Origin of the sequence: Bacillus sp. 41-22 (genome assembly GCF_025809295.1) — a bacterium.
Taxonomy (GTDB): Bacteria; Bacillota; Bacilli; order Bacillales; family Bacillaceae_G; genus Bacillus_A; species Bacillus_A mycoides.
Genome location: NZ_CP084035.1, coordinates 830,468 through 850,593 on the forward strand (window position 1 = coordinate 830,468; position 20,126 = coordinate 850,593).

At 35.3% G+C, this 20,126-nt stretch carries 22 protein-coding genes and 1 riboswitch; of the genes, 13 read left to right on the forward strand and 9 right to left on the reverse strand.

The window, feature by feature from the left end; all coding sequences use genetic code 11:
* Positions 1–44: 44 nt before the first annotated feature.
* The 3 genes from LCF45_RS04255 to LCF45_RS04265 all read left to right on the forward strand — a co-directional run bounded on the left by LCF45_RS04255 (position 45) and on the right by LCF45_RS04265 (position 1,819).
* A complete protein-coding gene (locus LCF45_RS04255) occupies positions 45–845 on the forward strand; it encodes an MBL fold metallo-hydrolase (protein WP_033729780.1) in 801 nt (266 codons plus the stop codon).
* Complete coding sequence (locus tag LCF45_RS04260) at positions 845–1,249, forward strand: nuclear transport factor 2 family protein (RefSeq protein ID WP_033729782.1); 405 nt, start codon at positions 845–847, stop codon at positions 1,247–1,249. The genes LCF45_RS04255 and LCF45_RS04260 overlap by 1 nt, the downstream gene beginning before the upstream one ends.
* Positions 1,250–1,336: 87 nt before the next feature.
* Positions 1,337–1,819, forward strand: coding sequence for a PRK06770 family protein (locus LCF45_RS04265; protein WP_002125464.1), 483 nt, complete (start codon positions 1,337–1,339; stop codon positions 1,817–1,819).
* A gap of 33 nt (positions 1,820–1,852) precedes the next feature.
* On the opposite strand, the gene LCF45_RS04270 is transcribed toward LCF45_RS04265, so the two are convergent.
* Complete coding sequence (locus LCF45_RS04270) at positions 1,853–2,764, reverse strand: DMT family transporter (protein WP_002140497.1); 912 nt, start codon at positions 2,762–2,764, stop codon at positions 1,853–1,855.
* A 205-nt stretch (positions 2,765–2,969) separates the two neighbouring features.
* On the opposite strand from LCF45_RS04270, the gene LCF45_RS04275 reads away from it, so the two are divergent.
* Both LCF45_RS04275 and LCF45_RS04280 read left to right on the forward strand, forming a co-directional pair.
* Positions 2,970–3,464 carry an Lrp/AsnC family transcriptional regulator gene (locus LCF45_RS04275; protein WP_002125468.1) on the forward strand — a complete coding sequence of 165 codons (495 nt, stop codon included), beginning with the start codon at positions 2,970–2,972 and terminating at the stop codon, positions 3,462–3,464.
* Between the two features lie 138 nt (positions 3,465–3,602).
* On the forward strand, positions 3,603–4,058 hold the full coding sequence (locus tag LCF45_RS04280; RefSeq protein WP_002166324.1) for an N-acetyltransferase: 456 nt from the start codon (positions 3,603–3,605) through the stop codon (positions 4,056–4,058).
* Between the two features lie 78 nt (positions 4,059–4,136).
* Here the strand turns inward: LCF45_RS04280 and LCF45_RS04285 are convergent, their stop codons facing one another.
* On the reverse strand, positions 4,137–4,907 hold the full coding sequence (locus tag LCF45_RS04285) for an SDR family NAD(P)-dependent oxidoreductase (protein ID WP_063226083.1): 771 nt from the start codon (positions 4,905–4,907) through the stop codon (positions 4,137–4,139).
* A gap of 140 nt (positions 4,908–5,047) precedes the next feature.
* Here LCF45_RS04285 and LCF45_RS04290 point away from each other — a divergent pair, with 140 nt between their 5' ends.
* The 5 genes from LCF45_RS04290 (at position 5,048) to LCF45_RS04310 (ending at position 8,703) form a co-directional block, all read left to right on the forward strand.
* Positions 5,048–5,407: a MerR family transcriptional regulator gene (locus tag LCF45_RS04290; protein ID WP_002188427.1), complete on the forward strand. Its 360-nt coding sequence runs from the start codon at positions 5,048–5,050 to the stop codon at positions 5,405–5,407.
* Positions 5,408–5,899: 492 nt separating this feature from the next.
* Positions 5,900–6,256: a DMT family transporter gene (locus LCF45_RS04295; protein WP_002125474.1), complete on the forward strand. Its 357-nt coding sequence runs from the start codon at positions 5,900–5,902 to the stop codon at positions 6,254–6,256.
* Between the two features lie 2 nt (positions 6,257–6,258).
* The gene (locus LCF45_RS04300) at positions 6,259–6,573 is read left to right on the forward strand and encodes a DMT family transporter (protein ID WP_002063959.1); all 315 of its coding nucleotides are present in this window, start codon (positions 6,259–6,261) and stop codon (positions 6,571–6,573) included.
* Between the two features lie 138 nt (positions 6,574–6,711).
* Positions 6,712–7,290 (forward strand): TetR/AcrR family transcriptional regulator, encoded by a 579-nt coding sequence (locus tag LCF45_RS04305; RefSeq protein ID WP_002063960.1) that lies wholly within the window; start codon positions 6,712–6,714, stop codon positions 7,288–7,290.
* Positions 7,291–7,500: 210 nt separating this feature from the next.
* Positions 7,501–8,703, forward strand: coding sequence for an MFS transporter (locus LCF45_RS04310; protein WP_002125479.1), 1,203 nt, complete (start codon positions 7,501–7,503; stop codon positions 8,701–8,703).
* 53 nt (positions 8,704–8,756) lie between these two features.
* Here LCF45_RS04310 and LCF45_RS04315 read toward each other — a convergent pair whose 3' ends face one another.
* Complete coding sequence (locus LCF45_RS04315) at positions 8,757–9,095, reverse strand: winged helix-turn-helix transcriptional regulator (protein ID WP_002087382.1); 339 nt, start codon at positions 9,093–9,095, stop codon at positions 8,757–8,759.
* Positions 9,096–9,264: 169 nt separating this feature from the next.
* Here LCF45_RS04315 and LCF45_RS04320 point away from each other — a divergent pair, with 169 nt between their 5' ends.
* Both LCF45_RS04320 and LCF45_RS04325 read left to right on the forward strand, forming a co-directional pair.
* Entirely contained in the window at positions 9,265–9,804 is a 540-nt protein-coding gene (locus LCF45_RS04320) for an ester cyclase (RefSeq protein ID WP_002125482.1), read from the forward strand.
* A gap of 19 nt (positions 9,805–9,823) precedes the next feature.
* Complete coding sequence (locus LCF45_RS04325) at positions 9,824–10,372, forward strand: NAD(P)H-dependent oxidoreductase (protein WP_002125484.1); 549 nt, start codon at positions 9,824–9,826, stop codon at positions 10,370–10,372.
* Positions 10,373–10,390: 18 nt separating this feature from the next.
* On the opposite strand, the gene LCF45_RS04330 is transcribed toward LCF45_RS04325, so the two are convergent.
* Positions 10,391–12,130 (reverse strand): SgrR family transcriptional regulator, encoded by a 1,740-nt coding sequence (locus LCF45_RS04330; protein ID WP_002169084.1) that lies wholly within the window; start codon positions 12,128–12,130, stop codon positions 10,391–10,393.
* Between the two features lie 154 nt (positions 12,131–12,284).
* Between LCF45_RS04330 and LCF45_RS04335 the strand changes: the two genes are divergently transcribed.
* Positions 12,285–13,547: an MDR family MFS transporter gene (locus LCF45_RS04335; RefSeq protein ID WP_088291170.1), complete on the forward strand. Its 1,263-nt coding sequence runs from the start codon at positions 12,285–12,287 to the stop codon at positions 13,545–13,547.
* A gap of 51 nt (positions 13,548–13,598) precedes the next feature.
* Here the strand turns inward: LCF45_RS04335 and LCF45_RS04340 are convergent, their stop codons facing one another.
* The 5 genes from LCF45_RS04340 to gapN all read right to left on the reverse strand — a co-directional run bounded on the left by LCF45_RS04340 (position 13,599) and on the right by gapN (position 19,451).
* Positions 13,599–13,802: a hypothetical protein gene (locus tag LCF45_RS04340; protein ID WP_002010828.1), complete on the reverse strand. Its 204-nt coding sequence runs from the start codon at positions 13,800–13,802 to the stop codon at positions 13,599–13,601.
* A 221-nt stretch (positions 13,803–14,023) separates the two neighbouring features.
* Positions 14,024–14,539 carry a type 1 glutamine amidotransferase domain-containing protein gene (locus LCF45_RS04345; protein ID WP_002169082.1) on the reverse strand — a complete coding sequence of 172 codons (516 nt, stop codon included), beginning with the start codon at positions 14,537–14,539 and terminating at the stop codon, positions 14,024–14,026.
* 282 nt (positions 14,540–14,821) lie between these two features.
* On the reverse strand, positions 14,822–16,021 hold the full coding sequence (locus tag LCF45_RS04350; protein ID WP_002169081.1) for an ABC transporter permease: 1,200 nt from the start codon (positions 16,019–16,021) through the stop codon (positions 14,822–14,824).
* A gap of 60 nt (positions 16,022–16,081) precedes the next feature.
* Positions 16,082–17,506, reverse strand: a complete 1,425-nt coding sequence (locus LCF45_RS04355) for an amino acid permease (RefSeq protein WP_002125494.1) — start codon at positions 17,504–17,506, stop codon at positions 16,082–16,084.
* Positions 17,507–17,652: 146 nt separating this feature from the next.
* Positions 17,653–17,834: riboswitch (Lysine riboswitch) on the reverse strand.
* 177 nt (positions 17,835–18,011) lie between these two features.
* A complete protein-coding gene (gene gapN / locus LCF45_RS04360; protein WP_098632401.1) occupies positions 18,012–19,451 on the reverse strand; it encodes an NADP-dependent glyceraldehyde-3-phosphate dehydrogenase in 1,440 nt (479 codons plus the stop codon).
* Positions 19,452–20,126 lie beyond the last annotated feature (675 nt).

Below are 20,126 nucleotides of genomic sequence, written 5' to 3' on the forward strand. Positions count from 1 at the left end.
AATAAAGGAATATAAAAGAGTAAATAAAAAGTGGAGGAAATAACATGTCAAAATTACATTTAGAGGTTTTTACAGGATCTGAGCAAGCATTTCAAGTTACATCCACAATTGTATACGGAGAAAAAGATGCAATTCTTATCGATGCACAATTTTTATTAAGTGATGCGCACCGTTTAGCAGCTCAAATTATTGAAACAGGAAAGAATTTAACTCATATTTATGTGACTCATTTCCATCCAGATCACTATTTTGGATTAAATGTATTACATGAAGCATTTCCAGAAGCGAAGATTGTTGCATTACGGAATACTGTTGAAGATATTCGTAACACATTTGAGAAGAAAGTGGAACAGTGGAAACCATCTATTGGGCATAATGTTCCTCATCAACCAATTGTTCCAGAGGAATTAACAGAAGAGAAATTGATTTTAGAGGGAAATGATTTAATCATTAAAGGTGGTTTGCAAGGTGATACACCGAATAATAGTTATGTATGGATTCCATCATTAAAAGCCGTTGTTACAGGCGATATCGTTTATAACAATACTTTCGTATGGACGTTAGAAACAGATGCTGAAGCTCGTCATAAATGGTTAGAAACATTAAGTGAACTTGAAAATCTTCATCCTGAAATTGTTGTAGCGGGTCATCGTGATTATGACGTACCAAATACAGCAGACGCGATTAAACATACTCGTAAATATTTAGTTGCATTTGATGAAGTTCTTGCAGGAAATCCTTCAAATGAAGAAATTCAAACGGCAATAAAGGAGCGGTTCCCGCACGTTAAAGCGTTAGAAATTGGACTTGTTTTAGCGGCAAACGCGTTTGGGGTGAAAAAATAATGAAGCAAAAAACAAATTTAGAAATTGTTCGAAGCACATATGAAGGACCATCTTCTTCAAATGCAAAACATTTAGCGGAAGCTTTCTCTGAAAAAGTAGAGTGGACAGAGGCAGCAGGTTTTCCGTACGGCGGAACGTATATAGGTACAGAAGCTATAATGGAAAATGTATTTAGTCGTTTAGGATCAGAATGGGATGATTATAAAGCGAGTGTAAATACGTACCATGAAGTAAACGGAAAAGATGTGATTATTGCTGAAGGTGTTTACTCAGGAGTTTATAAAGAGACGGGAAAATCATTTGAGGCGGAATTTGTTCATGTATGGCAGCTTGAAAATGGAAAAATAGTGAAATTTAAACAATATGTGGACAGTTACATTGTACGAGAAGCGATGAAGGTTTAAAATGAAATAAGGAAACAAATGGAATCGGCTGTGCGCAGGCGATTCCATTTGTTTATGTAATTATTAGGGGAATGGGGAGTACATAATATGAAAAAATGGATAATAGGGGCAATTACAATGATTGTAATTGCGATAGGAGCTGTATTCGGTGTTACTAAACTTCTTAATTATATAGAGGAAGAGGAGAAGAGTCTTAAAACACAAAAAGTGATGAGCCAACAGGACAAGAAAGTTGCGGAAGAGAAGCCACAATTTAGTGAGGATGAAATTATTTCTACAATGCATAGGATGGTACATCAAAAAGTGAAATCATCTGATAAATGGGGATTTATCGAAATGACAAATAAGGAAATTCGTAGTGCGAAGAACGCAGTAGAAAGCAGTACAAATTTTAAATATAAAGCAAAGCTACTTTCTACTTTGGAGCGTTGGGAGAAAGGAGACTTTTCACAAACGGTTGAGGATCATAACTTTTTGTGGGAAATTCAAGGTGGTGATACCGGAAAGGCAACAGAACGTTTATCGCCAGAAGAAGAAAAGCAGTATGTGAAAGAAATGAAAGGTAAATAAAAACATCGCCACTTTGGTGGCGATGCTTTTTCATTAAGAATGCTTTCGTACTAAAGCTCTAGTCGTCTGAGGAGAAACAGTTTTAAAATGAGAGAATAAATAGCACCCTGTAACGACGATAATTGTCCCGAAAATTTGAATCCATGTTAGTTCTTCTCCAAGGAAAATAAATGCTAAAATAGCTGTGAAAATTGGATTGAAATTTAGAAAAATCCCCGATGTAGTAGCGCCTAATTTCTGTACACCAATATTCCAAAACACCATACAAAGTACTGTTGAAATGAGTCCTGTATATAAAAGTGATGTTATGAAGGAAGAGTTGATATTGGAAACAGTGAAGCTACCTATGTTAAATGGAAGCAATAAAATAACGCCGAAAATACCAGAATATAATGTAGCCATTAGCGGTGTAACTGTTTTTGTCGCCCATTTACTACAAACAGAATAAATGCCCCAAATACAAACTGCTGCAATCATCCATAAATCCCCGCTATTAAAATGTAGTGAAAATAAAAGAGCAAAGTTTCCCTTTAAAAGAACGAGGATGACCCCAAAAAATGAAAGAATCATAGAAAGAATTTGAAGCGTATTTACTTTTTCTTTTAGAAACAGCACAGAAAATAATGCAATTGAAATAGCGTTCAATGTAGAAATAAGACCTACATTCGTTGCGGATGTTTTTTCTAATGCTAAAAATTGAAAAATGTTGAAAAGAGCGACGCCTGTAATTCCCATAATTACTAACGGGATTATAGCAGCACGCGGTGGAATAATTTTCTTCTCTTTAAACCATACGAGTGGTAATAAACAAACAATCGCAATCATCCATCTTAAACTTGTCAGTGTCATCGGAGACGCATGATCGACAAGTGATTTCCCAACGACAAAATTTCCTCCCCATAATAAGCTTGTTAATAATAGTAAAAAGACGTAAAAATAAGGCATACTAAAAACCCCTTTGTTGAAATAAGAATGAACTGTAAATAATTTTAGCATTTTTCTTTATTATCTAATATATTCTTTTGTATAATGGTAAAAACTCGATAAAATGTTTCGTTAGAAATCTTATTTGCAGAAAAACATTCAGTTTTATATAAGTTATGAGATGTTTCTTCGAATAATCGTCGGTAAGAAAAAAGGGGGAATTTTGATGGAGTCATCTGTTATTAAAGTGCTTGATGATTTGGATGTGAAAATTTTAGATATATTGCAGAAAGAATCACAAGTAAGTAATGCAGAGCTTGCACGCCGTGTTAATTTATCTCCAGCTGCGATGCATGCACGAATAAAAAGGTTAGATGGGGAAGGTTTTATTGATAAGCAAGTAGCAATTTTAAATCAAGAAAAGCTTGGATTTGATTTATTATGTTTCATTTTTATGAGTACGAATATTCATCAGTATGAAAAGCTGGAAGTGTTAGAACGAGAATTAGAATCTATGCCTGAAGTGTTAGAATGTCACTGTTTAACAGGAGAGTATGATTATTTATTAAAAGTTGCGAATCGTGATCGTAAGGAACTAGAGCTTTTTATTAGGAAACTAAATAAATTAGGGATTACACGGATACAGACGAGTTTAGCACTTCGTGAAATTAAATATTCGACGGTATTGCCGATACGGAATGAGGAACCGAGCATCGATTAAGTTGCTTGGTTTTTTGTTTATGTAAAATTCAGAAAAGTGATTGACGGAGAGAAAAGAGAGATGTATTATTATATGAAATTATGAATTAAAATTCATTCATTGTTATAAATATTAATGCTGGGGGCAAGGGGATATAATATGAAAATCTTTAATGCGGTTACAAGTGATGTGAAAGAAATTTATAATCTCATTGAAATGTATGCAAAAGAAGGAGTTGTTTTGCCGCGTTCTCTTTTGTCTCTCTATCAATATTTACAATGTTTATATGTTATGAAAGAAGGAGAGGAAGTCGTTGGAGTTGCTGGTTTACATGTGTTAGGAGAGGATCTTGCAGAAGTACGATCGTTAGTAGTTTCGCATACATATGCAGGAAAAGGGATAGGGCGTATGCTCGTGAGTCATGTGATGGAGGAAGCGACGAAAATAAATGTAAAAAGAGTGATTTCTTTAACGTATGAAACAGTATTTTTTCAAAAGTGTGGATTTGATTTTGTAAATAAAGAATTGCTGCCAGAGAAAGTATGGGTTGATTGTAGACATTGTCCAAAAGTCAATTATTGTGATGAGGTGGCGATGATACGGTATGTTGGATGAAATTTTTAGAGAGAAAAAAGGCCCACTATTATTTAAGAAATAGTGGGTATCTATATTTTAATCAGAAATGAGATGTTGTTAAGAATTTGAATTCGTTTGTCTTACTGCAAAATTAAAAATGGGATTTTTAAGCTCATAGTTATAAGTAGAACCATCGACAAGTCCTACAACTTTATCGCTATCATAAAGGTCGAGCATAAATTGTGCCATTTGTTTTGCAGTGTGGAATTTCGGTACAACATTATCGTATTGGAACTCATCAATATTAAATGAACGTTTTGCGAATTCTGTTTCAGTTGCACCAGGAGCTAAAACTTTTGCTTGTAGTTTTGCACCTTGTTCTTTCAGTTCGTGAGATAGTCCTTCTGTAAATGCACTTACATAAAATTTCGTAGCGCAATACGTAACAGCATTGGCAACAATCGTGTATCCACCGCCTGATGAAACGTTAATAAGCTGTGTTCCTTCGGTCATTGAATAATCTCGAACGAAAAGGGAAGATAGTATTGTTAGTGCTTCTATATTTACATGCAACATCGTTTCTATCTTGTTTAAATTTTGTTCAGCAATTGAGGCGAAATTACCAAAACCTGCGTTGTTAATCCACGTTTCAATTTGAAAACTTTGTAGACTTTCATAAAATTTATAAACTTCTTCAGTGACTGATAAATCAGTTCTTCGAATGACAACATCCAATTCCGGATGCATTTCGTTAATTTTCAATTTTAATTCTTCTAATTCTGTTTGTCTTCGAGCTACAAGTATTAAGTTTTTTCCGCGAGATGCAAAGGCTAAAGCGGATTCATAGCCAATTCCTGAACTAGCACCAGTAATAACAGTATATTTCATATAAAAGCCTCCTAAATTCAAATTAATTTATCATGGTTAGATTGTATTTGTTAGAGTATACTCTAAGTCAAATGTTTTTTATAATTTGGATAAGGCAGTAAAATATATGAGAGTAAATGGCGTGCGGAGGGAGTATGGTTATGTATACAATTAGCGAGGTAGCTAAATTATTAGGAGTGAGCACACATACATTACGTTATTATGAAAAGGAGAACATATTAATTGCAAATCGCGATGCAAATGGGAATAGATTGTATGAAGAGTCACATATAAAGTGGTTGCAGTTTGTAATGAAGTTAAAACAAACACAAATGCCGATAGCGAAAATAAGAGAATATGCTAGATTATATTTAGAAGGGGAGCATACAACCGAAGCTCGTTTACAGCTCTTAGAAGATCATAGGAAATCTATTCAGATTCAAAGAGAAAATTTAGAAGTTACAGAGAAGATGCTCGAAAATAAAATTATTGCATACAAAGACTCGTTGAAAAGTAAATAGCGTACAAAATATTTCGTTCTTTGTTGCATGTTGAAAAGGGAGTACAGGTCTTTGTTTTGGAATTTATCTATGAGTATTTAATTATAATGTGCCGATAAATTAAAAAAGAGCAGTTAGCTAAAAGCAACTGCTCGATTCAAAGGGATCTCCAAGGGGGGAATGGAGAAAATATTATGTTACTACCATTATTGACAGATTATTAAGAAATATACATGTGGATTTAAAAAATTCAAAATATTTTTTGGTTAATAGAATCCGGGTGTTGACACTTTATCAATTGGTCATGTAGAATGTTTATGAATGACATTCAGTCATTTTTTCTGTGAAAGGGTGTAGATAAGCAACTTTTATATGTAGTTAGCTTAATAACGGAACAAATATAAGGATAAATGAGGATGATATTGGTTTTTTAAATAGTAGTTAGAGTGAGATTATATTTTTTAAATTAAAAATGACTGACGGTCAGTCAGTAAATAATAGAAGGTGAGAGATATGAAAAATAAAGCTTGGTTATATGTCATATTAACATGTATCTTTGAAATTTTTTGGGTGTTTGGTTTTAATACAGCTCATACTTGGTGGCATTGGGTCATTATTGTAGGAGTTATCGCTGTTGATTTTTACTTCCTATCGAAAGCGTGCGAACATCTTGCAACAGGGACTGTATATGCTGTGTTTGCCGGAGCTGGTACGGTTGGTACTTTCCTAATGGATGTATTCCTTTTCGGCGGCAGTTTCAGTTTAGGAAAGCTATTCTTTATCGTAATGGTCGTAGCGGGCGTGATCGGTTTAAAATTAGCTGATAATAAAGAAGAAACCGCGGAAGAAATTGTGAAAGGAGCTGCTTAAAAATGGGTTGGATTTTCGTATTTTTTGCTGCAATTAGTGAAATAGTCGGTGTGATAGGCCTTAAAATGTATAGTAAAGATAAGACGTTAACAAATGGAGCGATTTATATAGGTGGATTTGCAACTTCCTTTGCATTCTTATACACATCTTTCTTGTTCTTACAAGTAAGTGTAGCTTATGCGGTTTGGATTGGCATTGGAACAGCAGGAGCTGTTTTATTAAATATGTTTCTGTTTGGTGAATCGAAAAGTAAGGCACGTTTGATTAGTGTAGCTCTTATCGTATGTGGAGTTACGGGATTAAAGGCTCTTTCATAAGTAAAGGATATTAAAGTTAAATCTCCTAACGATTTGTTGGGAGATTTTTATTATGAAAAGTGCACGATGATTGACAGTACAGCTAGTTATTTTATAAAATGAGTGACAGTCATTCAATACGCGTGTGAAAGGGTTTAGATGATGAATAAAAAAGAAAAAATTGTCTATGCAGCTATTGAAGTGTTTCAGGAAAAGGGCGTTGAAAAAACGAAGATTTCTGATATCGTGAAATTGGCTGGCATTGCACAAGGAACTTTCTATTTATATTTTCCTTCTAAGTTATCTGTTATGCCTGCAATAGCAGAAGTGATGGTTGAGAAGATGATACTTGCAGTGAAAGAAAAAGTACAGAACGATTCACCTTTTTCAAGTAAAGTTGAGCAAGTAATAGATGCAGTATTTACCTTTATAGCTGAATATCGTGAAATACAAGCATTAATGTATGCGGGCCTTGCATCAACTGAACATATAAAAGAATGGGAAGCTGTATATGAGCCTCTTTATATATGGCTAAGTGACTTTTTAAGTGAGGCAAAAGAATCAGGTGAAATTCGTGATTCGGTTCACGCTGAGCGAACAGCGAAGTTATTTATCGCTCTTGTTGAATCAGCAGCGGAACAAGTTTATTTATATGATCATAAAGATGATGAGCAAGTCGAGCTACAAAAGGCAGAAGTACTAGATTTTTTAACACATGCACTACATATAAAGAAGTAGTAAGATGAACCTGTCTGAAAAGGTAGGTTCATTTCTGCGGGAAACTGAATGATAGTCATTCACCCTGTGTTTATGTATGTGTGGAAGGATAGAGTGAAATTCTAATGAGTGGGGACATCTTTACTCAGTGTGAGCCCACAAATAGCAGGATAAAGAAAAAGCTTCTTGGGCATTATTTTTGAGAGGAACTGCGGGGAGAGGTGTTAAAAATTGAAGAAACCGATAAAAGAACAAAAGATGGTATTGATCATTCTTTTGAGTAATATATTTATCGCTTTTTTAGGGATTGGATTAATCATTCCGGTTATGCCGTCCTTTATGAATGATATGAATTTAACAGGAAAGACGATGGGTTATCTCGTTGCAGTGTTTGCAATGGCGCAGCTTATTACTTCACCTATTACGGGTCGTTGGGTCGACATTTACGGTAGGAAGAAAATGATAATCATTGGATTATTTATTTTTGGTGTTTCAGAGCTTCTTTTTGGATTAGGTACAGATGTGTGGATGCTTTATGCAGCGAGGGTGTTAGGCGGAATTAGTGCCGCGTTTATTATGCCGGGTGTTACGGCATATGTTGCTGATATTACTTCTATTCAAGAACGTCCAAAGGCGATGGGATATCTTTCAGCGGCTATTAGTACCGGATTTATTATAGGGCCTGGAATCGGCGGGTTTATTGCAGAATACGGTATACGTGTGCCGTTCTTTGTGGCAGCAGTGATTGCCTTTGTTGCATGCGTGATTTCTATATTTATTTTGAAAGAGCCGTTAACGAAAGAAGAACTTGCAGAGATTTCTGCTAATACGAAAGAATCTAGCTTTATCGGAGATTTAAAGAAATCATTAAATCCAATGTATGCAATCGCATTTATTATTGTATTTGTACTCGCATTTGGATTATCAGCATATGAAACTGTGTTTAGCCTGTTCTCTGATCATAAGTTTGGTTTCACACCGAAAGATATTGCTGCAATTATTACGATTAGCTCCATCTTTGGGGTAGTTGTGCAAGTATTTATGTTTGGCAAATTGGTTGACATGTTCGGTGAGAAAGTATTAATTCAAATATGTTTAATTGTAGGTGCAGTATTAGCATTCGTCTCAACTGTAGTCTTTAATTATTGGATTGTACTTCTCGTTACTTGCTTTATTTTCCTAGCATTTGATTTGCTTCGTCCAGCTTTAACGACGTTTTTATCAAAAGCAGCTGGAAAAGAGCAAGGATTCGTTGCTGGTATGAACTCAACGTATACGAGTTTAGGAAATATCGCAGGACCAGCGATGGGCGGAATATTATTTGATATAAACATTAATTATCCATATGCATTTTCAGGTGTTGTTTTAATCGTTGGTCTCGGCATTACATTTATGTGGAGAGAGAAACAACTAGCTCAAAGTTTTGCGAAGTAATGTAGTGAATAACGAAAAGCCTCTTACTATTTTTATGGTAAGGGGCTTTTCGTTTATAAACTTAATCCAAACCGCTTTAATTCAATAAATATCCCCTCTAATTGCTTTCCTTTATCCGTTAACGTGTACTCTACGCGAGGTGGAACCTCTGGATATACTTTTCGCGTTATAATCCCTTGCGTTTCCAATTCTTTTAGGCGAAGCGATAAAGTTTTCGGACTAATCCCATCCATTGATTTTTGTAAATTACTAAAGCGTAAAGTTCCTTCGATAAGAAGGTCACGAATGATTAAAAACGTCCATTTTGTACTAATTACGTCAAGCGTTTTAGCGATAGGACAAGGTATACCAGGTAAACCTTTCGTTAATACAACTGGATCTATATTGCTCATGGAAATAGCCTCCATAAAAATTTTTTGAATGAATTTGCCTTATCGTATCACAAAACTATCTTTTTGGTAACTATATGAAAAAAATATCACTACTTCCATATAGGAAGTTAGTGCATATACAATAGCAATACGAAATACAAAGGGTTTGTATGAAGAGGAGGTGATTTCCATGGGTATGAAAAAGTTGTTTATGTTTCTTAGTTTTTTTGTCATTTGTATTGTGCTTGTAGCATGTAGTGGTGAGCAAAAAACTGAAATTCAGTTATTAAAAGAAATGCCGAAGCCAAAAGCAATGACAATTGATTCTTCATTAAGTAAAAAGGAAGCGACAGAAATCGTGCATGCAGCTCAGCGTTTTTATGCATTTTGGGATACAGGTAAAGAGGAGCTTATTCCGCAGACGGTTACTGAAAATTTTTTCGATAACACACTGCCGAAAGGTCGACCACAAGGCACTGAAGGATTAAAGCTTGCGGCGCAAAACTTTCGTAAAGTAGTTCCTGATATACATTGCGAGATTGAAGATTTATTAGTCGTTGGTGATAAAGTAACAGCTCGTCTTTCTTTTACAGGAACTCATAATGATAAGAAAATCAATTTTTTTGCAATTGATATTTTGCATGTGAAGGATGGCAAGATAACGGAAGATTGGCATTTAGAAGATAATCTTACGCTGAAACAACAACTTGGGTTAATAGCTGAGGAATAAAATAAGGGAGAGAAAAGTGATGAAAAATATATTTATTATAAATGGACATGAAAAATACGGTACGAAAGAAGGTCGATTAAATAGAACGTTAGTTGATTATATGATAACTGTATTAAGTGAGAATCATTATGTGAAAACAACGACGATTCAAGATGGATATAGTATGAAAGAAGAACAAGATAAATTTCTATGGGCTGATGTTGTAATTTATCAAACACCTATTTACTGGTTTAGTGTACCGGGATTATTTAAAACATATATGGATGAAGTGTATGAATACGGTTTGTTCTTTAAAGGTGCAGATGAATATGGAACAGGTGGTTTATTAAAAGAGAAGCAGTATATGTTTTCTACAACTTGGAATGCACCTGAAAAAGCATTCGGAGATAAGACGAAGTTCTTTGAAGGAGAAAGTTTAGAATCAGCACTTAGTCATTTACATCGTGTGCAGAAGTTTCTTGGTATGAGTCCGTTAAAGAGTTTTGCTTGTTATGATGTGGTGAAAAATCCTACTGTTGAGAAGTATTTAGAGAACTTGAAGAACCATTTAGAAGAAGTCATTCAATAATTACAGTCATCCCCGTATTTAATGCGGGGATGGCTGTATCCATAACTTTGCAAAATTTGCCCAACCGAATGAATCAATTGTTACGTTTTTTAAAGAAGAAGGATATGTTTTTCTTTTTAAAACGTGATAGTTAAATAAAATGATTTTTTCAGCTTGTAAAAACTCTTCAATCTCATACATGAGCTTATACCGTTTTTCTTTATTGTCTTCTAATAAAAAGGTATCAAGTAAACAATTAATTTGTTTTGCATAGTGTGGGTCCATGAATCGATTTACGAAGCAACTTTTATTTTTAAATACATTTAAAAATGCAATTTCATGATCGGTAGCAAATACTTCCCCCATGAAAATAATATCCGCATGTTTATCAATAGAACGATCCATATAATCTGAAACGAGAAATGGGTGAAGTTCTACGTGTACTCCTAATTGTTCGCAGCGTTCTTTTAGGAAATGTGCATCATTTGCACTATCTTTAAATGCGAAGAAATAAATATGTATCGTTTCTCCATTATAGGTGCTCTTTTTTAAATAGTCTTTCGCTTTTTCTAAAGAGTAGGACCTGTTAGGAACTTGACGGCTTCTTTCAGGAAAAAAGCTTGATGCAGCAATTGTTCGTCTACCCTCTATGCTATGAAGTATCGTTTCAACGTCATATAGTTCTCTCCAAGCCTTTCGAAAGTGAATGTCGTGATGAGGACCAGGTTTTGTAAAGTTGAAGCTAGCATAAATACAACCTATTTCTTCTATTTGTATATCATGCCTTTCATTTTCCTCTTCATTTGGTAGTTCATAATCAGCATCTATTTGCAAATGATCAGGAATACCCCAAAATTCAATACGGTCTAATAACGCACGCTCTTTAAAATAATGGGTGAACGCTTCGAGTACGATATTGTCTTCAGAGTAATGAGTAAGTTTAAAAGGTCCAGTACCTATGTAGTGATGATTTTGAATAACTGCATCATGCGGTAAAATTGCGAGTTGCATGGAACTCACATAACGTAAGAAAAAAACGTTAGGTTTTGCTAAATGAAATCGTATTTGCAGTGGTGATGGTGTTTCAATTTGAACAATTTCCTGTGTTAACCATGCGTAAGGAGATTGAGCTTGCTGCAATCTTTCAAATGAAAATTGTACATCTTTAGAAGTTAGAACAGTTTCGTTATGAAAATATATATCTTTTCTTAAATGAAACGTCCACGTAAGCCCGTCTTCGCTTAATTCCCACGTATGTGCAATGTGTGGTTCCATTTTTTCTGTAATATCGTTATAAATGACTAATGTATCAAAAATTTGGTTAATAAGATGACCCTCTGTTGTTACAGCCGTAAAAGCGGGATCTAATGGTAATATCTTTCTTGATATAGGGATCTTCAATATGTCATACATATCATTTGAAGGTTCGTATCCAAAATGATGATGTAGTTTATTTTCTATCTTTTTTTGAATTGCAAGAGGAAGGGGCTCTTTTAAAAGAAGAAAGACATCTTTTAATTTTTCTTGGGTTAACAGTTCATCTGTATAGGATTCAATCGCTTCTGCTAAAGTATGTGCAAATATAATTTCTGTTTTATTTCCGCGACCACGCCCTGGTGTCCACTTAATGAATTGATCCTCGTTCATTTTCTTTAATAAAATCTTTACGTTTTTCGTACTGCAATATAAAACATCCGCTAATTCTTGTAAGCTATTTCGTATATGTTGTTGGTCTTGTGCATGTAATCTTAAACGAATGTAATAGTCCATAATTTTCATATATACACTTCCTTCTATAATAAAGTGAAACTTTAATCAGTGGGGGTCCTACTGCCCGTTAATGCGGGATAAAAGGGGAAACTCTTTAGAATATTCTAACCTTTTTCTTCCTCTTTTTCAAAGTAAAATGAATAAGCATAAGGAGGGGGAAACAATGGGATTTTGGAGTATGCACCGAAATATAAAAATCAGAATTATAACTTCGTTTTTAACACGCACTGTATCCACAATGATTTTTCCATTTATGGCAATTTACTTTTCAATAAAGTTAGGTAGTGCGATTGCTGGTGCTTTATTACTCATCAATGTGCTAGCTGCATTAATTATCGGTTTATATGGTGGGTATGTTGGAGATCGGCTCGGTCGTAAAAAAGTAATGATCATCGGCCAAAGTATACAAGTCGTTTCCATAGCTTGTATGGGAGTTGCGAACTCAGATTATGTAGATTCACCGTGGCTAACATTTGTGTTTATGTTAGTGAATAGTTTAGGATCTGGACTTATGAATCCAGCGACGGAAGCGATGTTAATAGATGTGAGTACACCTGAAAATCGAAAAGTGATGTACAGCATTAACTACTGGGTTATTAACTTATCAATTGCGATTGGAGCAATATTTGGCGGATTACTATTTGAGAACTATAGATTGCAATTGTTTATCGGATTAACAGTTATTGCAGTTATTACTTTATATGTGATGGCTGTATATATGGAAGAAGTGTATGTGGCACGAAAAACGGTGGAGAAGAAAAATGTATTAAAAGATATGGCAGATAGTTATAAAGTCGTGATGAAAGATAGAGCGTTTTTAATTTTTTGTGCAGCAAGTATATGTACACTATCGTTAGAGTTTCAAATTAATAATTATTTAGGGATACGTTTACAGAAGGAATTTGAAACGGTGCACTTTTTCTTCGGGAATGGTTTTACATTCGATTTAACAGGTATTCGAATGCTCAGCTGGATATCGGCAGAGAATACAATTTTAGTTGTGTTATGTTCAGCGCTTCTTATTAAAATGCTGAAAAGCTTCAACGATTTGAAAATTTTATATGTAGGTTTATTCATTTACACAATTGGATTTACAATACTCGGAACGAGCAATAGTTTATGGATCTTATTAATTGCAGGGCTTTTCCAAACTGTAGGAGAGATGATGTATGTGCCGGTTCGTCAATCTATAATGGCGGACATGGTGCCGGATGAGGCAAGAGGTTCATATATGGCGATTAACGGAATGGTCTTTCAAGTGGCAAAAATGAATGGGGCATTAGGTGTTATGCTAGGCTCGTTTATTGCATCTTGGGGCATGAGCGCTCTATATTTCATCGTTGGTATGAGCAGTATTTTATTATTTATGAAGGCGATAGGGAAAGAGAAGTATCAGAATGAAGGAAATGTTTCTCAGATTGGATGAAACTATATAAAAGCGAACCAGTTATACTGGGACTCGCTTTTTATATAATTTTTAAAACGGATCAACTTCAGCTAAATCAGGATTGGCGTTAGGGTTTGTTAATAAGGTTTTCAGCTCACCTACTTCTGAGAGAGCGACGAGAATATAACCACTAATAAGGACGATGAGTCCGATGACCCGTAATGTTTGCAATTTAATGTCACGGCTATTTTCTTCTGAGTTGTTTTGGGGCGTTGCAGGCGGATTGTTGTTCATAATAGAGCTCCTATCTTTTTTATTTATATGTGTAAAATCATTATTTAACTTATGGATAGGAATTGTATAGTCATTTTCACTATATGAGAACTGCCTATGAAAAGTGATTAGAAATTTTGGGACGAGAAAAGAGGCTGTCTCAAAAAATCATTAAAGATGAAGAAATGTTTCATATGGTGTTAATTTTGTTTTTTACAAATAAAAAGGTTAACCTCTAATAACTACCCTAATATACGCAATGATTCTTCAATAAACACTGGGATGTCCTCCGGTTGTCTACTTGTTACTAGCTGATGTTGGCATACAACCACTTCTTTATCATGAAAATTTCCACCGGCATTTTTCAAATCGACCTCAATGGATTTATATCCAGTCACATCGCGTCCTTCAAGTGCTTGTGCAGTGATGAGTAATTGGGGGCCGTGACAAATAGCAAAAACAGGTTTTTTCGCATCCATAAATGCTTTGCTAAAGCGAACAAAACGTTCATCTGCACGAAGTATATCTGGGGAAAATCCGCCTGGTATAAAGAGGGCATCAAAGTTCTCTGGAGAAACATCATCAATACTTTTATCAATTACGACTTCACTTTTTCCTTGTTTACCGTGTACCGTTTTACCTTTTTCCATTTCAATAGTTGTTAATTCGTATCCCTTTTGATTAAAAGCTTCTACTGGCTCTGTGTATTCTGTGTCCTCGAAATAATCCGTTATTAAAATAGCAATTTTTTTACTCATTGCAATCAGCTCCTTATATTATATAATCGGTTCCAGAATCGTCCTTGAGCAACGCCTTTTATAAAGTGAAACTTTAATTCATATTTTTTCATTCCCTCCAGTTCCTTTGCCCTGTTAATTTAATAACTACCCTTTTTATTAGGACGTAAACATGTATTATCGTTTTTGTATGTAAAAATCATAAAATATCGGTTGTTTCAATGATTCTTGTTTGAGGAAGAAAAATAAAAAAGCCAAGGAGATAATTTATTTTCTCCTTGGCTTTTAAGATAATTCTTTTCGTTAAAACGAAGAAACGCGTTGCTTCGTTTTTGGTACAATAATAAATTTGATCCAGATTAACCCGATAATCATAATGATAAGACTATGTGAAAATTGCCCTGTGGCAATGAGTATAACACTTGAAAATACAATGAGTTGAATACTTAGCAATATGAAAATTAAGCTAAGAAATTGACTCATTCGTTCTTCAGTATCAATTGGATATAATGCTACAATAATATTTCCTGAAAAATATTTCCACAGGGAACGGAGCTGCATAGAAATCATATATAGGACGATATAAGCGATAGCACCTTTTACATATATATTCGGAATAAAATATAGAGCGAAAGCACCGATCAACCCTAAGCGAATATATATACCGAAATAATCATTACCGCGTAAAAATGCTAGTGTATGTAAATAGAAGAAAGTTGCTCGTTTTTTATGTAATAAAGGTTCAATCCAATTTGTAAGCCATTTTCTTTTATTTACTTGCTTATTCAGTTGCGGAACATCGGTGAAAATGCTAGCAAATTGATAGAAACGAACGTCCATTTTTTCTTCTTGTTCGATTATGTAATCCCACGGTATTCGTTTTGTAGGTTGTTTCTTCGTGTATAGAAGCAGGAAAGCAAGAAGTAAGAGTAGTCCGCCTAACACGATCACATTTGCAGTATAAAACAGCATGTAAATGATCAGGGCGTTACAAGCAATGCGAATGATAAACCATATGCTTTTTTCATAACTATCACGCCACATCCAATGTATGTATATGTTCCAGCCCTTTAGAATCATTAAAATTATAAAGATTGTACATAAGAAAGGTACGGTTAGTTGTAATGATTGCATGGCAAGCGGTACGATAACAAGGAACGTAAATATAAGCGGGAAAAGCTGAATGATGTAATTATATAGAAGAGATTTTTTAAAATAAGATGTTAATTTCTCTTCTAATGCAAGTAAATAGACAGCGTCCGGTTTTTGAATAAATGTGCGAACTTGGCATCTCGTTATAATGAGTGTAAGTACGATCGTGATGAGTAATAAAGATATTCCTTTAGAAGGATCCGTTTTAAGAAACTTAGCGTAATAATATGCACCTACACATGAGACGAAGATGAAGCTATATAGTAAACCGTTAATCATACGTGCAAAGTATGTGATGGCATTTTGAATATGTTGTTGAAAGCGAGAGCTCCATAGTGATTCGATTGACATGTTTTTCACCTCTTTTTTCTATTATATATGTTTTATAAAGTAAAAAACGAGCAAATTGCGTTACGCAACTTGCTCGTTTTTCTTTTCTTTATTTTTTTTCTGATCACGATTCATTAATGGATAGAAGGCAAAGCCAATTCCGAATAAACCAATTCCGAGAAGAAATGTTTTTATATCGGATGCGCCGGTTTTAATAACCCATAGTGCATAGCAAAGTGCGATAACTGCAACTACACCATCCATAATTCTTGAACCCATTTCATTCTTATATGTTTCACCAGTTGCGACTAGTTTTAACTGGAAGATTGGTGAAACGAGATATGGAATGAGGTAGGCCAGTGTTGATACGGTAATAACGAATGTATAAGCTTCCGCAATTGTTCCTGATAATGTTGAGAATAAGAACACTTGCGACATAATGTTTGTTAATCGTAGTGAATGAATTGGACTTCCTTTTTTATTCGTTTTTGCGAAGAAGGAAGGGAAGAAACCTTCTTTTGCTGCTTGATAAGGTACTTCTGAGCTTAATAAAATCCAGCCTAATATTGAACCGAATAGGGAAGTAAGAGCAAGTAATGCCATAAGTTTCCCGCCGCCATGACCCATTGCAGCGTTTAATGCATCTGCTAATGGACGTTCAGAAGCTTGTAATTTATCAACGTGAAGTACACCCATTGTTAAAATTGTAATTCCTAAGTAAATTGCAACTGTGATAAGTAATCCTGCAACAGTTGCGCGTTTTACCGTTTTTGGAGAGGTAGCTCGGTTTGATAAAAGAACGGCTGATTCAATCCCGATAAATGCCCAAAGTGTTGTAAGAGCAGCTAAGTTTACTTGTGAAAGTAGACCGTGTGATACGCCTTCTTTATCGATCATTGGTGTGTACCATTGTCCAAACTTTGAAGCTTCGAACGCAAATAACGTAACGACGATGAATAGAAGGAATCCAGTCACTTTCGTTGTTGTTGCTAAGAAGTTTAGCTTCCCAGCTCCGCTTACACCGTTTGTTAAAATTAAATGTGTTCCCCAAAGTAAGACAGAACAAATAGTAAATGTAATTAGTTTTCCAACTTCTATATTGAAAGAGCCAATTGAAAATAGTAGTCGTGTATCTTTCATAATTGGGAAGAAGAGCGATAAATATCCCGCGAAAGATGTAATAATGGCAACGTTACTTGCCCAGTTTGCAACCCAATATCCCCATACCATGCTGAAACCAGCCATTTTCTTTCTTTTTGGTGTTGAGAATAAAGCATATGCATGACTTTGTGGTCCTGTCGTTAAATCAGGACGACGAATTGCTAAATTACCGAAAACAAGAGCTAGCATTAAAACACCAAACCCTGTTGTTAACCAAGCTAAAGTGACACCGAGTGGGCTTGCTGTTTGTGCTAACGTACTTGGCACCATGAAAATACCAGCGCCAACCATGTTACCGACAACGAAAGCTGTTAATACCCAAAAGCCCCATTTTTTTTGTTGCATAGAAAATACCTCCAAAGTTAGTATAACCAAGTCAAGCGAGGAGATATGTATGTCTTCCTGATAAGGAAGAGAAGGTCCAAACAAAACAAAAAAAGCACGTAATCTGCCGCTACATGCTTTCTATCTTATAAGAAACCCACGACATACCTCTCGATAGCTCTCCACAAACGAAACGTTTGTGACAGTTCTGCACTTATTAAATGCAGACCCAGCAAGCGTGTATGGTGGACACGACTTACTTCGGCAATCATTCCTTTCTCATTTCTTCATCAATGCCACTACATCTCCTGAAATGATACTCTTAATGACTGCAACCTCTACCTCACCGAGATACGAATGAGGATTTATGTATTAAATTAACATGTTTAAGAGTAACAAATGTATTTTTATACGTCAATGGATATAGTAATAATCAGATTATAGAGAAGAATTCGTTATTAGGTCCTGGAGGGTTTTAACTAAAAAGCAGCTGACCTAAATATTAGATCAGCTGCTACATATAAGATTAAACTAAGTTTAATACAGTTACTTTTTCACGTGTCATAGACTCAAGGCTCTTATGAATACCTTGTGCGCCCATACCTGAACCTTTTATACCGATGAATGGGAAGTGGTCAGGACCGCGCTCTGTGCGTCCGTTAATTTGAACAGAACCAGTGTCGATTTTGTTAGCAATTGCAAATGCTTTGTTAATGTCTTTTGTGAAGACACTTGCTTGTAGACCGAACTCTGATTTGTTAGCAATCTCAATTGCTTGCTCATCTGAAGAAACACGGATGATTGGAAGGATTGGGCCGAATGGCTCTTCCCAAGCAACTTTCATTTCTTCTGTTACGTGGTCGATTAATGTTGGGTAAATTAAGTTACGCTCACGTTTGTTACCGATAACGATTGTTGCACCTTTTTCTACAGCATCATCAACTAAGCCTTGAACGAAGTCAGCAGATTTGTCGTCGATTAATGGGACGATTGTGCTGTCTTGTTCTGGAGATCCAACTGATAATTTAGCTACTTGCGCTTTTAATAATCCAACAAGCTCGTCCGCTACGTTTTCGTGTACAAGTACACGTTTAATAGCTGTACAACGTTGACCAGAGTAAGAGAATGCACCGCTTACGATATGGTTTGCAGCATCTTGTAAGTCAGCATCTTCACGAACGATACCAGGGTCTTTACCACCAAGTTCTAATACAAGGGGAATCATTGCAGCTTTTTTCGCTAAATGTTTACCTGTGTTTGTACCACCTGTGAACGATACCATATTGATACCTTCGTGTTCTACTAAGTAGTCACCAATTACAGAACCGCGTCCTGTAGCTACGTTTACAAGTCCTTTTGGAAGGCCAGCTTTATGAAGTGCTTCAACCATTTTAATACCACTAATTGCACCTTGAGTTGCTGGTTTGAAAATAACAGCGTTACCCATAATTAATGCTGGTGCAAGTTTTGCAGCAGATAAGTTTACTGGGTAGTTAAATGGTGCGATTGCTAATACAACACCAAGTGGTGCGCGTTGGATAATCGCAAGTTTAGATTTCGTTCCGCCAGGGAAGCTATCGCCCATCATGCTTTCTCCGTGCATATGAAGAGCTTCTTCAATAGTGTAACGAATGAAGTCAGCTGTACGAACAACTTCTTTTTTCGCATCTTTATATCCTTTACCGACTTCTTTCATAATGATATCGGCAATTTCATCTTGCATATTTACGAGCTCATCAGCCCATTTATATAAATATTTTGCGCGATCTTGTAGAGAAGCTTCAGCCCATGATTTTTGAGCTTCTTTTGCAGATGCAATTGCTTCATCTACTTCTCCTTGAGTAATTGCTTGTACTTGCCCAATTACTTCGTGTAAGTATGGAGATGGAATGTCGATTGTTTGACCTGAAGAGCTTTCTCTCCATTCTCCGTTTAAATAAAATTTGTACGTATTGCTAGTTGTCATGATTAGTCCTCCTAAAATAGCAACTTGTAAGAGTGAGTATAAGGTGATTGTAGGTGGTTTGATAATATTTTTCAAATGAAATGTTTGTGAAAACGATTTCTTATTATTTTTTTGTTTTGTATGCCCTTTCTTACAGAAGATTCCCTTATTTCAAACTGAATTATAAGTAGAATGCATCACTTTCATTTTTTGTGATAAAAGATTATTTTATTCTAAAGCGAAAAAAACAATTGACAGAATACTCAATAAAGTTGTAAGATTATAAATGGAAAATAAATGAAGGGGGTGTGCGTAATGATTGTAATCGTAAATGTAATGGGCTTAGCTCTGTTAAATGGCGGAAAACATTCATATCATTACGCAACCCGTGCGGATATATAGGACCTTTGCGTCTTATGAGAAGCGTACGTTGCGTATATCGTAACGTACGCTTTTATGCATTCTTTGCATATCGTCAAGCGGCGGTATGCTTTTTTTTGTTTATCCCGCTATTTGCGGGCTAATAATCAGTGGGGAATGAACAAAACCCCCACTGATTAAAGTTTCACTTTATTTTCCTTGTTTGCGTGGTTACTATAAAAAATCAGAATTTGGAAGGTGGAAAAATGTGATGAAATTGTATGGCTTACGAAATGTAAATGTGATGGGTTTGGATAGCGGATAAAGAAATGTGAA

What these genes read in the sequence shown, in the direction of transcription:
- LCF45_RS04255 (WP_033729780.1), top strand. Translation starts at nt 45, where the DNA reads ATGTCAAAATTACATTTAGAGGTTTTTACAGGATCTGAGCAAGCATTT.
- LCF45_RS04260 (WP_033729782.1), top strand. Translation starts at nt 845, where the DNA reads ATGAAGCAAAAAACAAATTTAGAAATTGTTCGAAGCACATATGAAGGA.
- LCF45_RS04265 (WP_002125464.1), top strand. Translation starts at nt 1,337, where the DNA reads ATGAAAAAATGGATAATAGGGGCAATTACAATGATTGTAATTGCGATA.
- LCF45_RS04270 (WP_002140497.1), bottom strand. Translation starts at nt 2,764, where the DNA reads ATGCCTTATTTTTACGTCTTTTTACTATTATTAACAAGCTTATTATGG.
- LCF45_RS04275 (WP_002125468.1), top strand. Translation starts at nt 2,970, where the DNA reads ATGGAGTCATCTGTTATTAAAGTGCTTGATGATTTGGATGTGAAAATT.
- LCF45_RS04280 (WP_002166324.1), top strand. Translation starts at nt 3,603, where the DNA reads ATGAAAATCTTTAATGCGGTTACAAGTGATGTGAAAGAAATTTATAAT.
- LCF45_RS04285 (WP_063226083.1), bottom strand. Translation starts at nt 4,907, where the DNA reads ATGAAATATACTGTTATTACTGGTGCTAGTTCAGGAATTGGCTATGAA.
- LCF45_RS04290 (WP_002188427.1), top strand. Translation starts at nt 5,048, where the DNA reads ATGTATACAATTAGCGAGGTAGCTAAATTATTAGGAGTGAGCACACAT.
- LCF45_RS04295 (WP_002125474.1), top strand. Translation starts at nt 5,900, where the DNA reads ATGAAAAATAAAGCTTGGTTATATGTCATATTAACATGTATCTTTGAA.
- LCF45_RS04300 (WP_002063959.1), top strand. Translation starts at nt 6,259, where the DNA reads ATGGGTTGGATTTTCGTATTTTTTGCTGCAATTAGTGAAATAGTCGGT.
- LCF45_RS04305 (WP_002063960.1), top strand. Translation starts at nt 6,712, where the DNA reads ATGATGAATAAAAAAGAAAAAATTGTCTATGCAGCTATTGAAGTGTTT.
- LCF45_RS04315 (WP_002087382.1), bottom strand. Translation starts at nt 9,095, where the DNA reads ATGAGCAATATAGATCCAGTTGTATTAACGAAAGGTTTACCTGGTATA.
- LCF45_RS04320 (WP_002125482.1), top strand. Translation starts at nt 9,265, where the DNA reads ATGGGTATGAAAAAGTTGTTTATGTTTCTTAGTTTTTTTGTCATTTGT.
- LCF45_RS04325 (WP_002125484.1), top strand. Translation starts at nt 9,824, where the DNA reads ATGAAAAATATATTTATTATAAATGGACATGAAAAATACGGTACGAAA.
- LCF45_RS04330 (WP_002169084.1), bottom strand. Translation starts at nt 12,130, where the DNA reads ATGAAAATTATGGACTATTACATTCGTTTAAGATTACATGCACAAGAC.
- LCF45_RS04335 (WP_088291170.1), top strand. Translation starts at nt 12,285, where the DNA reads ATGGGATTTTGGAGTATGCACCGAAATATAAAAATCAGAATTATAACT.
- LCF45_RS04340 (WP_002010828.1), bottom strand. Translation starts at nt 13,802, where the DNA reads ATGAACAACAATCCGCCTGCAACGCCCCAAAACAACTCAGAAGAAAAT.
- LCF45_RS04345 (WP_002169082.1), bottom strand. Translation starts at nt 14,539, where the DNA reads ATGAGTAAAAAAATTGCTATTTTAATAACGGATTATTTCGAGGACACA.
- LCF45_RS04350 (WP_002169081.1), bottom strand. Translation starts at nt 16,021, where the DNA reads ATGTCAATCGAATCACTATGGAGCTCTCGCTTTCAACAACATATTCAA.
- LCF45_RS04355 (WP_002125494.1), bottom strand. Translation starts at nt 17,506, where the DNA reads ATGCAACAAAAAAAATGGGGCTTTTGGGTATTAACAGCTTTCGTTGTC.
- gapN (WP_098632401.1), bottom strand. Translation starts at nt 19,451, where the DNA reads ATGACAACTAGCAATACGTACAAATTTTATTTAAACGGAGAATGGAGA.